Source organism: Streptomyces sp. SudanB25_2051 (assembly GCF_964272635.1).
GTDB lineage: Bacteria > Actinomycetota > Actinomycetes > Streptomycetales > Streptomycetaceae > Streptomyces.
In genome coordinates this window covers 3227956-3242014 of the sequence record NZ_OZ186787.1, presented here as the reverse complement: position 1 = coordinate 3242014, position 14059 = coordinate 3227956, and the positions used below count along the sequence as shown (strand labels likewise).

Below are 14059 nucleotides of genomic sequence, written 5' to 3'. Positions count from 1 at the left end.
CGGCCCTCGCCGCGTTTCGCGGACGCAGGACCGCTGCGCGGCGGCCCTTGTTCCAGCGCGTGCCACCGCGGCTGGGCGCCGCCGTTCCGGCCGCAGGACCGCCGGTGTGCGCCGCCGTCCCGGCACGCACGACCGCTGCTGGGCGGCCGCCGTCCCGGTACGCACGACCGCCGCTGGGCGGCCGCCCTCCCGGCACGTGCCGCCGCCGGTCCGCGCCGCCCCTCCGGCCCGTACGGCAGGATGTCCCCCATGCCGAGCCCACAGCAGACGCCAGCGAACACGAGCGTCCCCCACGACCGGCGGCCCGTCGTGTGCCCCACCCGCCAGGACGAGGTCGCCGCCGCGGGCAGCGAGCTGATCGGCGGCCCGGTCGGCCGGCGCGCCCGGCTCGGCGCCGACGTGCTCACGCCCGTACGGGTCGTCGTACTGGTCGCGCTCGGCATGTTCGCGCTCGGCATGGTGCAGAAGCTGCCCTGCTACAACTGGGCCTGGTTCCGCGGCGCCGCGTCCCAGTACACCCACGCCTGCTACTCGGACATCCCGCACCTGTTCGTCGCGCGCGGCTTCTCCGAGGGCCTCACCCCGTACTTCGACCGGATCGCCGGCGACATGCAGTACCTGGAGTACCCCGTGCTCACCGGCCTGTTCATGCAGGTCGCGGCGTGGCTGACGCCGGGCTTCGGAGACCTCCAGCAGCGGGAGCAGATGTACTGGATGGTCAACGCGGGCATGCTGCTCGTCTGCACGGCCGTCATCGCCGTGTGCGTCGCCCGGACCCACCGGCGGCGCCCGTGGGACGCCCTGCTCGTCGCGCTCGCGCCGGCGTTCGCGCTGACCGCCACCATCAACTGGGACCTGTTGGCCATCGCCCTGACCGCCGCGGCGATGCTGATGTGGAGCCGGGGCCGCGCCCTGGCGTTCGGGGTGCTGCTGGGCCTCGCCACGGCCGCGAAGCTCTATCCGTTCCTGCTGCTCGGGCCGCTGCTGGTGCTGTGCTGGCGGACCGGGAAGTGGCGCGAGTTCGCGGCCGCCCTGCTCGGCACCGCGGGCGCGTGGCTGGTGGTGAACCTGCCCGTCATGGTGCTCGCCCCGGAGGGCTGGAAGCGGTTCTACGTCTTCAGCCAGGAGCGCAGCGTCGACTTCGGCTCCTTCTGGCTGATCCTCACGCAGCGCTTCGGCCTGGACGTGCGGATCGAGACGGTCAACACGACCGCGAGCGCGCTGATGCTCCTGGCGTGCGCCGGGATCGCCGCGCTGGCGCTCGCCGCCCCGCGCCGCCCGCGCTTCGCGCAGCTGGCGTTCCTCGTGGTGGCGGCGTTCATCCTCACCAACAAGGTCTACTCGCCGCAGTACGTGCTGTGGCTGATCCCGCTCGCCGCGCTGGCCCGGCCGCGCTGGCGGAGCTTCCTGGTGTGGCAGGCCTGCGAGGTGGCCTACTTCCTGGGCATCTGGATGTACCTGGTGTACGTCACCACCGAGCACAAGCACGGCCTGCCGCAGGAGGGCTACCACTTCGCGATCGCCCTGCACCTCGCAGGCACGCTGTACCTGTGCGCCATGATCGTCCGGGACGTCCTGCGGCCCGAGCGGGACACCGTACGGCTCGACGGCTCGGACGACCCTTCAGGCGGCGTACTGGACGGCGCCGAGGACGTCTTCACGGTGGGCCGGGCGGCGCGGGCGGAGCGGTGGGACGGGCCCGCGGACGCACCGGCGGCCGGACAGCGCGCGGACGCGGCCGGGTAGCGGGAGATCCGGACGCCCGGCAGGGCGGACACCGAGGGGCCCCGCGCCATGACGGCGCGGGGCCCCTCGGCGTACAGCGGCTCTAGCGGTCGACGAGCCGGTCGTACTGCGTCGTCGTGTGCCGCAGGTGCGCGACCAGTTCGTCGCCGACCTGCGGCTCCTGCGCGTCCGCGGGGACGAACAGGATGGACACCTGCATGTGCGGCGGCTCGGCGAACCAGCGCTGCTTGCCCGCCCACACGAACGGAGAAAGGTTCCGGTTGACCGTGGCCAGGCCGGCGCGGGCCACGCCCTTGGCGCGCGGCATCACGCCGTGCATGGCCTTCGGCGCCTCCAGGCCCACCCCGTGCGAGGTGCCGCCCGCGACGACGACCAGCCAGCCGTCGGACGCCGCCCGCTGCTGCCGGTAGCCGAAGCGGTCGCCCTTGGAGACGCGGGTGACGTCGAGGACCGCGCCCCGGTACTGCGTCGCCTCGTGGTCGCCCAGCCACAGCCGCGTACCGATGCGCGCGCGGAAGCGGGTCTGCGGGAACTGCTGCTGGAGACGCGCCAGCTCCTCCGCCCGCATGTGGCTGACGAACATCGTGTGCAGCGGCAGCCGGGCGGCCCGCAGCCGGTCCATCCAGCCGATGACCTCCTCGACGGCGTCCGAGCCGTCGGTGCGGTCCAGCGGCAGGTGCAGGGCGAAGCCCTCCAGCCGCACGTCCTCGATCGCGGAGTGCAGCTGCGCCAGCTCGTGCTCCCCGATGCCGTGCCGCTTCATCGAGCTCATGCACTCGATGACCACGCGCGCGCCCACCAGGGCGTGCACGCCGTCGACGGACGACACGGACCGGATGACCCGGTCCGGCAGCGGCACCGGCTCCTCACCCCGCCGGAACGGCGTCAGCACCAGCAGGTCTCCGCCGAACCAGTCCTTCATCCGGGCCGCCTCGTAGGTGGTGCCGACGGCGAGCATGTCGGCGCCGAAGCGGTTCACCTCTTCCGCGAGGCGCTCGTGGCCGAAACCGTAGCCATTGCCCTTGCAGACCGGGATGATCCCGGGGAACTGGTCGATCACGGACTTCTGATGCGCCCGCCAACGAGCGGTGTCGACGTACAGGGTGAGCGCCATGGCCGGTCCGGACCCTTTCTGTGGCTGTGGGTGTCGGGGTGGGTGAGTGGGGTGGGAGGTGTACGAGCGTACGGAACCGCCGCGGCTCAGCGGCGCGACATGTAGATGTCCAGCGCCTTGTGCAGCAGCTTGTTGAGCGGGAAGTCCCACTCGCCGATGTACTCGACGGCCTCGCCGCCCGTGCCCACCTTGAACTGGATCAGACCGAAGAGGTGGTCGCTCTCGTCGAGCGAGTCGGAGATGCCGCGCAGGTCGTACACGGTCGCGCCCATGGCGTAGGCGTCGCGCAGCATGCGCCACTGCATGGCGTTCGAGGGGCGGACCTCGCGGCCGATGTTGTCCGACGCGCCGTACGAGTACCAGACGTGCCCGCCGACCACGAGCATCGTCGCGGCGGAGAGGTTCACGCCGTTGTGGCGCGCGAAGTAGAGGCGCATCCGGTTGGGGTCCTCGTTGTTGAGGACGGTCCACATGCGCTGGAAGTACGACAGCGGACGCGGCCGGAAGCGGTCGCGGACAGCCGTGATCTCGTACAGCCGCTGCCACTCCGGCAGGTCGTCGTAGCCGCCCTGGACGACCTCGACACCGGCCTTCTCGGCCTTCTTGATGTTCCGCCGCCACAGCTGGTTGAAGCCCTTGAGGACGTCGTCCAGGGAGCGGTTGGCCAGCGGGACCTGGAAGACGTAGCGGGGCTGCACGTCGCCGAAGCCGGCGCCGCCGTCCTCGCCCTGCTGCCAGCCCATCTTGCGCAGCCGGTCGGACACCTCGAAGGCGCGCGGCTCGATGTGCGTCGCCTCGATGTCGCGCAGGCGCTTGACCTCGGGGTCCTGGATGCCGGACTTGATCGCGGGGGCGTCCCAGCGGCGGATCACGACCGGGGGGCCCATCTTGACCGAGAACGCGCCCTGGTTCTTCAGGTGCTGGAGCATCGGCTGCAGCCAGTCGTCCAGGTTCGGCGCGTACCAGTTGATCACCGGGCCCTCGGGCAGGTAGGCGAGGTACCGCTTGATCTTCGGCAGCTGCCGGTACAGCACTAGGCCCACGCCCACGAGCTGGTCGTTCCGGTCGAACCAGCCCAGGTTCTCCGAGCGCCACTCGGTCTTGACGTCGGCCCACGCCGGAACCTGGCAGTGACTCGCCGCCGGGAGGCTCTGGATGTAGGCCAGATGCTGTTCTCGGCTGATGGTCCTCAGGGTCAGGCTCATGCGGGGCGCTCCTCGGCAGGTGTGTCCCCCATCGGTACAGGGGTTCCAGCTCTCGCGCCGAAGCCTACTGGCACGCGGAGCGCCCCGGCCGGGCCTGGTACCGCGGGGCTAGCCGATCACTCCGCCGAACAGGCCACCGCGGGCCATCCCGAGGAAGAAACCGACCGCCGCGGCGCCGAGCCCGATGATCAGGAAGGTCCTCTCCCGGGTGGTCACGGAGATGTACTGGCCGTAGGCGCCCGTGAGTATGCCGATGAGCCCCGCCCACGAGGCGACCAGGTGGAGGCTGTGGAACTGCGCCGTGACGAAGGCGAGCACACCGAGGCCCAGGGTCACGGCCATCAGGGTGTCCTGGAGCGGATGCGGCTTGCCGTCCGTGGCGAAGAGGGAAGAGGAGGGATGACGCTGGAATGCCTGGGCCATGAGGCACCTCCTGGCTTGCCGGAGGGCGGCGCACTGCGGCGCCGCCCGGACCCGATGTGTACAGATTGCGTCCGCTGACCACCGGATTTCAACCGGAAGCCGCCGTGCGGGTACTCTGTACGGTCTGCACCGGTGTCTGCCCATGCCCGGAAACGCACCAGCCCCTGGTTCGCGCCAGTCGCCGGTCCGCTGTCCGGGGCCGTTTGTCAGTGGGCACGGCTACCGTTGCGTACGCATCACGACCCTCCTGCCACGGAACGACCGTGGCCGCTGAGTCCAAAGGAGGTGGGTTCCACATGCGTCACTACGAGGTGATGGTCATCCTCGACCCCGATCTCGAGGAGCGCGCTGTCTCCCCGCTGATCGAGAACTTCCTCTCCGTCGTCCGTGAGGGCAACGGAAAGGTGGAGAAGGTCGACACCTGGGGCCGTCGTCGTCTCGCTTACGAGATCAAGAAGAAGCCCGAGGGCATCTACTCGGTCATCGACCTGCAGGCCGAGCCTGCGGTCGTCAAGGAGCTCGACCGCCAGATGAACCTGAACGAGTCGGTCCTCCGGACCAAGGTCCTCCGCCCCGACACCCACTGAGCTTCCCGCTCACTGGTCATCGGGTCCGAGTAGCAGCAGCAAGCAGCCAGAAGCAAACCCGCCGAGAGGTTCCCCATGGCAGGCGAGACCGTCATCACGGTCGTCGGCAATCTTGTCGACGACCCCGAGCTGCGCTTCACCCCTTCCGGTGCGGCGGTCGCGAAGTTCCGTGTCGCGTCCACCCCCCGCACCTTCGATCGCCAGACCAATGAGTGGAAGGACGGCGAGAGCCTGTTCCTGACCTGCTCGGTCTGGCGCCAGGCGGCGGAGAACGTCGCCGAGTCGCTCCAGCGGGGCATGCGCGTCATCGTGCAGGGCCGGCTGAAGCAGCGGTCCTACGAGGACCGCGAGGGCGTCAAGCGCACGGTCTTCGAGCTGGACGTCGAGGAAGTCGGTCCGAGCCTCAAGAACGCCACGGCCAAGGTCACCAAGACCGCCGGCCGCGGTGGTCAGGGCGGCTACGGCGGCGGTCCGCAGGGCGGCCAGGGCGGCCAGGGCGGCTGGGGCGGTGCCCCGGGCGGCCAGCAGGGCGGCGGCGCTCCCGCCGACGACCCCTGGGCCTCCAGCGCGCCGGCCGGCGGCCAGCAGGGCGGCGGCCAGGGCGGCTGGGGCGGCAGCTCCGGCGGCGGCTACTCGGACGAGCCCCCCTTCTAGGGCCGGGCTCGTACCCCACTTCTTGATCACACAGGAGAAACACCATGGCGAAGCCGCCTGTGCGCAAGCCTAAGAAGAAGGTCTGCGCGTTCTGCAAGGACAAGACCGCGTACGTGGACTACAAGGACACGAACATGCTGCGGAAGTTCATTTCCGACCGCGGCAAGATCCGTGCCCGTCGCGTGACCGGCAACTGCACGCAGCACCAGCGTGACGTCGCCACGGCCGTCAAGAACAGCCGTGAGATGGCGCTGCTGCCCTACACGTCCACCGCGCGATAAGGAAGGGTGACCTACTAATGAAGATCATCCTTACCCACGAGGTCTCCGGCCTCGGTGCGGCCGGCGACGTCGTCGACGTCAAGGACGGCTACGCTCGCAACTACCTGGTCCCGCGTGGTTTCGCGATCCGCTGGACCAAGGGTGGCGAGAAGGACGTGGCGCAGATCCGCCGCGCCCGCAAGATCCACGAGATCGCGACGATCGAGCAGGCCAACCAGATCAAGGCCCAGCTCGAGTCCGTCAAGGTGCGCCTGGCCGTTCGCTCCGGCGACGCCGGCCGTCTGTTCGGCTCCGTCACCCCGGCTGACATCGCCTCGGCGATCAAGTCCGCCGGTGGCCCGGAGGTCGACAAGCGCCGTGTCGAGCTCGGTGCGCCGATCAAGACCCTGGGCTCGCACCAGGTGTCCGTGCGTCTGCACCCCGAGGTCGCCGCGAACCTCGGTGTCGAGGTCGTCGCTGCCTGAGCACTGCCTTCGCAGAGCTGAGCGCTGAAGGGCCGCACCCGCTGGGGTGCGGCCCTTCGTCATGTTTCACGTGAAACGGTGGCGGGGCGAAGGTCTCGGGCCGTGATGTTCCACGTGAGACATCACGACCTCCACGGCGGGTCCAGCCGGGTCCGCGTCCGTCAGCGGGTGGCGCCGGTGACGAGCCAGCGACCGGAGCGCATCCGCAGCCAGAGCGTCACCATCCGGGTGGTCATCATCAGCGTCATCGCCCACCACAGGGCCGTGAGACCTCCCCCGAGGACGGGGACGAGCAGGGCCACCGGGGCGAACACCGCCAGGGTGACCACCATCGCGCCCGCCAGGTACGGCCCGTCGCCCGCGCCCATGAGGACCCCGTCCAGGACGAAGACCACCCCGGCGATCGGTTGGGAGAGCGCAACGACCAGCAGAGCGGGCAGCAGCGTGTCCCGTACGGCCTGGTCGCCCGTGAAGAGCGGGATGAACAGCGGCCGGGCCGCGACCACCAGGACGCCCAGTACGACACCCGAGGCGACGCCCCACTGCACCATTCGGCGGCAGACGGCGCGGGCGCCGTCCGTGTCGCCCGCGCCCAGGTAGCGGCCGATGATGGCCTGGCCCGCGATGGCGATGGCGTCCAGGGCGAAGGCCATCAGGCTCCACAGCGACAGGATGATCTGGTGTGCGGCCACCGGTACGTCACCGAGACGGGCGGCGATGGCTGTCGCGATCATCAGTACGGCCCGCAGGGACAGCGTGCGGATCAGCAGGGGCACGCCGGCCTGGGCGCTGGCGCGGATGCCGGCGACATCCGGGCGGAGCGACGCGCCGTGGCGGCGGGCGCCGCGGACGACCACGACGAGGTACGCGAGAGCCATGCCGCACTGGGCGATGACGGTGCCCCAGGCGGAGCCGGCGATGCCGAGTCCGGCGCCGTAGACGAGCGCCACGTTGAGGGCGGCGTTCGCGCTGAACCCGGCGATCGCCACGTACAGCGGCGTCCTCGTGTCCTGGAGGCCGCGCAGTACCCCGGTGGCGGCGAGCACGATGAGCATCGCGGGGATGCCGAAGCTGGAGATCCGCAGATACGTGGTGGCGTGCGGAGCAGCGGTGCCGGACGCCCCGAAGGCGTCGACCACCCAGGGGGCGGTCGGCAGGGTCACCGCGACGACGGCCAGGCCGAGGAAGAGGGCGAGCCAGATGCCGTCCATGCCCTGGCGGATGGCGGCGGGCAGGTCTCCGGCGCCCACCCGCCGGGCGACGGCCGCTGTCGTGGCATAGGCGAGGAAGACGAAGACGCTGACCGCGGTGGACAGCAGGGCCGCGGCGACGCCCAGACCGGCCAGCTGGGAGGTGCCGAGGTGACCGACCACAGCGCTGTCCACGAGGACGAAGAGGGGCTCGGCGACCAGAGCGCCGAACGCCGGTACGGCGAGGGCGAGGATCTCGCGGTCGTGTGAGCGGCCGGGGTGGGAGGGTGCCGGGTCAGCCTGGGTCATGCGGGCAATCTAATCGTCCACAGGTAAGAGATGCAACAGCATAGTGATCCTTACTTGTGGAGAGGGTGGCGGCTGCTCCCTGCGCTGTTTGTGCGGATCTTGAATCTGTGGGGAAACTTTTTCTCCCCCACAGCCCGTGGATGGAAAAACCGCAGGTCAGCGAAGCTCTTCTGCCGAGGCTATGAGTTTGTCCACACGACTGTCCCCCGCTCCGTGCACAGGTTCCGGGGAGTTCTCCACAGCATCGGGCCGTTCACCCACAGGCCCTGTGGATAACCAGATTGGCTGACGGTGCCCGCGGGCCTACCGTGGTCCGGCGCCCGACGTGCCGCGAGGTGGAGTTGGTGCCTCTTGATTGTCAGAGCCGTGGCGTAGACATGTGACACGGCGAGGTCCGCGGTGCGGACGGGAGGAGGTGGGCCGGTGACCATTCCGGAGCCCTTGGACGATCCCTGGACCGACAGCGGCCCGAGCGACCGTCTGCCCGTATCCCGCCAGCGCGGCGCCGAAGCCCCTGTGGGCGGCGGCCGGGGCGGGGGCCGCGGACGGGGCCGCGAGGACCAGCACGAGCGGGGCAGCGAGAGCGGCCCGTGGGACAGCGGCGCCGGCGGCTTCGAGCGCGTGCCTCCGCAGGACCTGGACGCCGAGCAGTCCGTGCTCGGCGGCATGCTCCTCTCCAAGGACGCCATCGCCGACGTCGTGGAGATCCTCAAGGGCCACGACTTCTACCGTCCGGCCCACGAGACGATCTACCAGGCCATCCTGGACCTGTACGCCAAGGGCGAGCCGGCCGACCCCATCACCGTGGGCGCCGAACTCACCAAGCGCGGCGAGATCACGAGGGTGGGCGGCGCGTCGTACCTCCACACCCTGGTGCAGTCCGTCCCCACGGCGGCCAACGCCTCGTACTACGCGGAGATCGTCCACGAGCGCGCGGTCCTGCGCCGGCTCGTGGAGGCCGGCACCAAGATCACGCAGATGGGATACGCGGCCGACGGCGACGTCGACGAGATCGTCAACCAGGCCCAGGCGGAGATCTACGCGGTCACCGAACAGCGCACCAGCGAGGACTACCTCCCGCTGAGCGACATCATGGAGGGCGCCCTCGACGAGATCGAGGCGATCGGCTCCCGCAGCGGTGAGATGACCGGTGTGCCCACCGGCTTCACCGACTTCGACTCGCTGACCAACGGCCTCCACCCCGGGCAGATGATCGTCATCGCGGCCCGTCCCGCCATGGGCAAGTCCACCCTGGCGCTGGACTTCGCCCGCGCCTGCTCGATCAAGCACAACCTGCCGAGCGTCATCTTCTCCCTGGAGATGGGCCGCAACGAGATCGCGATGCGTCTGCTGTCCGCCGAGGCGCGGGTGGCGCTCCACCACATGCGGTCCGGGACGATGACGGACGAGGACTGGACTCGCCTGGCCCGGCGCATGCCGGACGTCTCCCAGGCCCCGCTGTACATCGACGACTCCCCGAACCTGTCGATGATGGAGATCCGCGCCAAGTGCCGCCGCCTGAAGCAGCGGAACAACCTCAAGCTCGTCGTGATCGACTACCTCCAGCTGATGCAGTCCGGCGGCTCCCGCCGCGCCGAGAGCCGCCAGCAGGAGGTCTCGGACATGTCCCGTAACCTCAAGCTCCTCGCGAAGGAGCTGGAGATCCCGGTCATCGCCCTGTCGCAGCTGAACCGAGGTCCGGAGCAGCGCACGGACAAGAAGCCCATGGTGTCCGACCTCCGCGAGTCCGGCTCGATCGAGCAGGACGCCGACATGGTGATCCTGCTGCACCGCGAGGACGCGTACGAGAAGGAGTCCCCGCGCGCGGGCGAAGCCGACCTCATCGTCGCCAAGCACCGAAACGGCCCCACGGCCACCATCACGGTCGCCTTCCAGGGCCACTACTCCCGCTTCGTGGACATGGCCCAGACCTGATCCTCCCGGGGCGGGGCCGGGGCATGCTCATTTGTCACAGTGCTCGGCGGGCTCCTTGCGGGCGGGCACCTCGTCACCGAGGTCCTCGCCGTCCGCCCTTTCGTGCTCCGCCGCGCGGAGCCCGTCCGGATCGCGCAACCACTGCCGCCCGTCGCTGTCGATGAACTGGACGGCCCGGAGCGGGGCCCCGCCCTGCTCGATCCCGAAACTGTTCTGAAGGTATCGGTCGACGGCGCGGTGATCGAAGACCATTCGGGTACAGGGCGGGATGGTCGAGAAGGCCATGAAGACATCGTCGTGCTCGGTCGGGTCGATGTTCGCGTCCGGTGCGTGCCACCACAGCTCGATGTTGGTCACCGGGTCCAGCGAGCGGTTCACCAGGACGATCGTCTCGGAGAGCTCGCCGGCCGGCTCGGTCCAGTAGCCGACCCTTCCGGCCTGCTGGCGCTCGTCCTGCTCCAACTGCCTGCGCGTGGCCTCCACGCTCGACGACGCCACCGTGGCACTGAAGAACAGGCCGATCGCGGCCGCGAGGGCCGACAAGGCGGTGGCCCAGGGGACCAGGGCCTCGCCGAGGCTGCGGGTCTGTCGTGCCGCCCTCGGCGATGCGCCGGTAGCCGGACGGCTGCGTCGTGCTTGGAGGCGACGGGCCCTGACGGTGGAGGAGGTTGGACGATGCGCCACACCTTCACCATTGGGCAGAAGACGCCGTCCTGCCAGTGGATGTGGTCCTTCTTGGAGTCGGGCACGCCGGTTCGCGCCCCGTAGCGGGAGGGTGCCGCTGCTGTGCGAGAACCGGGGGGCCGTTGCGCGTGGGGAAATCCGTTGCCCGGGTGGGCTGTCTTCGCTCAGGATGCGGGGATGCTGAGGCTGTGCGGGGGCCCTGGCCCGGTCGGGGGCGTGGGCGGGTGATCGGGGCGCTGGTCGCCGGGGCCGTCGCCGGGCTGGGGATCGCCGTGCCGGTGGGGGCCGTCGGGGCGTACCTCGTGGCCGTGAGCGCGCGGACCTCGTGGAGGACCGGTGCCTGCGCCGCGCTGGGGGTGGCCACCGCCGACGGGGTGTACGCGCTGGCCGCGACGCTGGGCGGCTCCGTGCTCGTACCACTGCTGGAGCCCGTCATGGGGCCGCTGCGCTGGGTCTCGGTCCTCGTGCTGGTCGGGCTGGCGGTGAAGGGCACCCTGAGCGCGGTCGGGCGGTACCGGGCGGGGCCGGGATCCGGGGCCGGACCGGACCGCGGGGACTTCGGGCCCGGGCGGGCCTACCTGGCGTTCCTCGGGATCACCCTGCTGAACCCGATGACGATCGTGTACTTCGCCGCCCTGGTGATCGGTGGCGGCTCCGCCGGGCTGGGGAGCGCGTCGGAGCGTGCCCTCTTCGTGGTCGCCGCGTTCGCCGCGTCCGCGGGCTGGCAGCTGTTCCTCGCCGGCGGCGGTGCGCTGCTCGGGCGGGCGCTGACCGGCGAACGGGGCAGGCTGGCCACCGCTCTGGTGTCCAGCGCCCTCATCGCCGGTCTCGCCCTCCACCTGCTCGTGGCCGGGGCCTGAGCGCCGCCTCAGGTGACGGCGAGGATGGTCGCGGCGGTGACCGCCGCCATCGTCGCCTGCATGTCGCGGATCGCCCGGCGCACACTGTCCGCCGCCCACTCCCCCTCCGCGATCACCGCCATCCGCGGCTCGATCTCCTTGCGGGGGACGTCCGGGAAGGCGATGCCGTACAGCCGGGCGCCGTGCAGGAGCGCGATCAGCGCCGATGTGCGGTTGTCGGGGCGGGCGCCCTGGACGACGACCCGGTGCAGCCGGTCGCGGAGCTCCCGCTCCACGGTGCCGTCGGCCTCCGGGTAGCGCCGTACCGGGAACAGTCCCAGCGTGCGGTGCTTCTCCTCGACGACGAGGCCGCGTTCACACAGGCGGCGCACCGTCGCCCGGACGACGGTCGGCTGGTCCTTCGCCAGCCAGTCGGTGACCTTCGCGGAGCGGTGGCGCCGGACCCATTCGCCGAGCCGGTCCAGCCGCTCGTCCAGCAGCGCGTCCCCGGTCGGCGTGGTGTCGGTGACGCTCACCTTGCCGGACGCGACCCGCACCCGGTCCCGTACGACCAGCTCGAGCAGTGTGCCGCCCGCCACGGCCCAGCCCGCCGAGGCGCGGTCCTTCGCCACACCGGACTCGTCGTCCAGTGACAGCAGCATGACTTCCTCGCCCAGCGATACGGACATATGGGGCTCCCCTCGGTCCAGTGGTCACTGAGGACGACGCCCGGCGGAGGGCGGGGGTTCCGCGCCGTGCGGTACATCTGGGCCCATGACCTCATCTTCCGTACCGCTGCTGCCCACCACGGAGCGCGCGCTGCTCCACCGGATCGCCGTCGGCCAGGCCGAGGGCCGTGCCCCCTCGCTCATCGGGGCGGTCGCCCGCGGCGGCCGTCTCGTGTGGTCCGGCGCGCGGGGCGATGTCCGCTCCGCCGCCGACACCCAGTACCGGATCGGCTCCATCACCAAGACGTTCACCGCCGTTCTGGTGCTGCGGCTTCGTGACGAGGGCCTGCTGAGCCTGGACGACCCGCTGGAGAAGCACCTGCCCGATACGGGCGTGGGGGACGTGACGATCGCCCAGCTGCTCTGCCATGCCGGCGGTCTGGCGGCAGAGTCGCCGAGCCCCTGGTGGGAGCGCACACCGGGCGAGCTGCGTCCCGCTCTGGCCGACGTGCTCGGGAAGGACCCGCTCGTCCATGTGCCGGGGCGGCGGTTCCACTACTCCAACACCGGTTACACGCTGCTCGGTTCACTGGTCTCCGCCGTGCGGGGCGTTTCGTGGGAGGAGGCGCTGCGGACGGGGATCCTCGAGCCGCTCGGCATGGGACGGACGACATCGCAGCCGGTCGCGCCGTACGCCCCGGGGTGGGCGGTCCACCCCTGGGCGGACGTGCTGCTCTCCGAGCCCGCTGAGGACCTGGGGCTCATGGCCCCGGCCGGGCAGCTGTGGTCGACCGCCGCCGACCTGTGCCGCTTCGCCTCGTTCCTCGCCGAGGGCGACGAGCGGGTGCTGTCAGCGGAGTCGGTACGCGAGATGCGCACGGCCGCGGCGCCGCCCGTGGCAGGCGACTGGGAGGGCGGCTACGGGCTCGGCGTACGCCTGCTGCGGCGCGACGGCCGTACGCTCGTCGGTCACTCCGGTTCGCTGCCCGGGTTCGTCGCCGGGCTGTGGTTCAGTCCCGACGACGACGTGGCCGCCGTCGTGCTGGCCAACGCGACGTCCGGTCCGGAGCCCTGGACGGTGGCCGCCGATCTCGTACAGATCGTCGCCGAGGCCGAGCCGCGCCTCCCGGAGCCGTGGCGCCCCCTGCCGGAGGCCGACAGCGCACTGCTCGCGCTGACCGGCACCTGGTACTGGGGGACGTCACCGTACGGGCTGAAGCTGCTCGGGGACGGCCGAGTGGAACTGCAGCCCCTGCGCGGTGTCGGGCGCGGGTCCCGCTTCCGGCCGCTCCCCGACGGCACCTGGCTCGGACTCGACGGCTACTACGACGGGGAGGTGCTTCGGGTCGTCCGCCGCCAGGACGGCTCGGTGAGCCATCTGGACCTGGGCTCGTTCGTCTTCACACGCGAGCCGTACGGGCCGGCCGACGCCGTCCCGGGCGGGGTCGACGTGGACGGCTGGCGGGGCGGCCGCTGACGTTTCACGTGAAACATCGCTCAGAGCGCCAGCTTGAAACCGACGTGTGAGGCGGTGAAGCCCAGGCGCTCATAGAAGCGGTGGGCATCGGTGCGGGTCACGTCCGAGGTCAGCTGGACCAGGACGCAGTTCTGGCGGCGTGACTCCGCGATGGCCCACTCGAAGAGCTGGGTCCCGAGCCCGGTGCCGCGCGCGTCGGCGTGTATCCGCACCGCCTCGATCAGTGCGCGAGTGGCCCCGCGCCGGGACAGTCCCGGAATCACGGTCAGATGGAGCGTGCCGATGACCTGGCCCTCTCGCACGGCCACGACCAGATGCTGGTTGGGGTCGGCAGCCACCCGCTCGAAGGCGGCCTGGTAGGGGGAGAGGTCGTCGGGAGACTCCCGCTGGGCACCGAGCGGGTCGTCGGCCAGCATGGCCACGATGGCGGGGATGTCCGCAGAGGTCGCGCGCCTGATCTCAAGATCGCTCATGGGGCGGACA

Annotated in this window: 15 protein-coding genes; 8 read left to right on the top strand and 7 right to left on the bottom strand. The window is 70.9% G+C overall.

From position 1 onward, the window contains the following. The first annotated feature begins 249 nt into the window (after positions 1-249). Positions 250-1746 (top strand): glycosyltransferase family 87 protein, encoded by a 1497-nt coding sequence (locus ACSUPT_RS14505; protein WP_436944562.1) that lies wholly within the window; start codon positions 250-252, stop codon positions 1744-1746. 82 nt (positions 1747-1828) lie between these two features. Here ACSUPT_RS14505 and ACSUPT_RS14500 read toward each other — a convergent pair whose 3' ends face one another. The 3 genes from ACSUPT_RS14500 to ACSUPT_RS14490 form a co-directional block, all read right to left on the bottom strand. Beyond that, entirely contained in the window at positions 1829-2860 is a 1032-nt protein-coding gene (locus tag ACSUPT_RS14500; protein ID WP_351966163.1) for an alanine racemase, read from the bottom strand. A gap of 86 nt (positions 2861-2946) precedes the next feature. After that, entirely contained in the window at positions 2947-4065 is a 1119-nt protein-coding gene (locus ACSUPT_RS14495) for a lipid II:glycine glycyltransferase FemX (protein WP_351966162.1), read from the bottom strand. A 108-nt stretch (positions 4066-4173) separates the two neighbouring features. Further along, entirely contained in the window at positions 4174-4488 is a 315-nt protein-coding gene (locus tag ACSUPT_RS14490; RefSeq protein ID WP_436944561.1) for a hypothetical protein, read from the bottom strand. Between the two features lie 296 nt (positions 4489-4784). On the opposite strand from ACSUPT_RS14490, the gene rpsF reads away from it, so the two are divergent. The 4 genes from rpsF (at position 4785) to rplI (ending at position 6474) form a co-directional block, all read left to right on the top strand. Then, on the top strand, positions 4785-5075 hold the full coding sequence (gene rpsF / locus ACSUPT_RS14485) for a 30S ribosomal protein S6 (RefSeq protein ID WP_351966160.1): 291 nt from the start codon (positions 4785-4787) through the stop codon (positions 5073-5075). Positions 5076-5150: 75 nt separating this feature from the next. After that, positions 5151-5729, top strand: coding sequence for a single-stranded DNA-binding protein (locus ACSUPT_RS14480; RefSeq protein ID WP_351966159.1), 579 nt, complete (start codon positions 5151-5153; stop codon positions 5727-5729). 44 nt (positions 5730-5773) lie between these two features. Continuing rightward, a complete protein-coding gene (rpsR, locus tag ACSUPT_RS14475) occupies positions 5774-6010 on the top strand; it encodes a 30S ribosomal protein S18 (protein ID WP_005315025.1) in 237 nt (78 codons plus the stop codon). A 17-nt stretch (positions 6011-6027) separates the two neighbouring features. Continuing rightward, entirely contained in the window at positions 6028-6474 is a 447-nt protein-coding gene (rplI, locus tag ACSUPT_RS14470) for a 50S ribosomal protein L9 (protein ID WP_175411319.1), read from the top strand. Between the two features lie 161 nt (positions 6475-6635). Here the strand turns inward: rplI and ACSUPT_RS14465 are convergent, their stop codons facing one another. After that, complete coding sequence (locus tag ACSUPT_RS14465) at positions 6636-7973, bottom strand: MATE family efflux transporter (protein ID WP_351966158.1); 1338 nt, start codon at positions 7971-7973, stop codon at positions 6636-6638. 423 nt (positions 7974-8396) lie between these two features. On the opposite strand from ACSUPT_RS14465, the gene dnaB reads away from it, so the two are divergent. Further along, positions 8397-9908, top strand: coding sequence for a replicative DNA helicase (gene dnaB / locus ACSUPT_RS14460; RefSeq protein WP_351966157.1), 1512 nt, complete (start codon positions 8397-8399; stop codon positions 9906-9908). A gap of 27 nt (positions 9909-9935) precedes the next feature. Here dnaB and ACSUPT_RS14455 read toward each other — a convergent pair whose 3' ends face one another. Next, complete coding sequence (locus ACSUPT_RS14455) at positions 9936-10592, bottom strand: hypothetical protein (RefSeq protein ID WP_399218662.1); 657 nt, start codon at positions 10590-10592, stop codon at positions 9936-9938. Between the two features lie 224 nt (positions 10593-10816). On the opposite strand from ACSUPT_RS14455, the gene ACSUPT_RS14450 reads away from it, so the two are divergent. Next, on the top strand, positions 10817-11452 hold the full coding sequence (locus ACSUPT_RS14450; RefSeq protein WP_436944558.1) for a LysE family translocator: 636 nt from the start codon (positions 10817-10819) through the stop codon (positions 11450-11452). 8 nt (positions 11453-11460) lie between these two features. Here ACSUPT_RS14450 and ACSUPT_RS14445 read toward each other — a convergent pair whose 3' ends face one another. Then, complete coding sequence (locus ACSUPT_RS14445) at positions 11461-12120, bottom strand: GOLPH3/VPS74 family protein (RefSeq protein ID WP_361654215.1); 660 nt, start codon at positions 12118-12120, stop codon at positions 11461-11463. An 85-nt stretch (positions 12121-12205) separates the two neighbouring features. Here ACSUPT_RS14445 and ACSUPT_RS14440 point away from each other — a divergent pair, with 85 nt between their 5' ends. Continuing rightward, positions 12206-13576, top strand: a complete 1371-nt coding sequence (locus tag ACSUPT_RS14440) for a serine hydrolase domain-containing protein (protein ID WP_436944557.1) — start codon at positions 12206-12208, stop codon at positions 13574-13576. Positions 13577-13596: 20 nt separating this feature from the next. Here the strand turns inward: ACSUPT_RS14440 and ACSUPT_RS14435 are convergent, their stop codons facing one another. After that, a complete protein-coding gene (locus ACSUPT_RS14435) occupies positions 13597-14049 on the bottom strand; it encodes a GNAT family N-acetyltransferase (protein ID WP_361654582.1) in 453 nt (150 codons plus the stop codon). Positions 14050-14059: the final 10 nt, after the last annotated feature.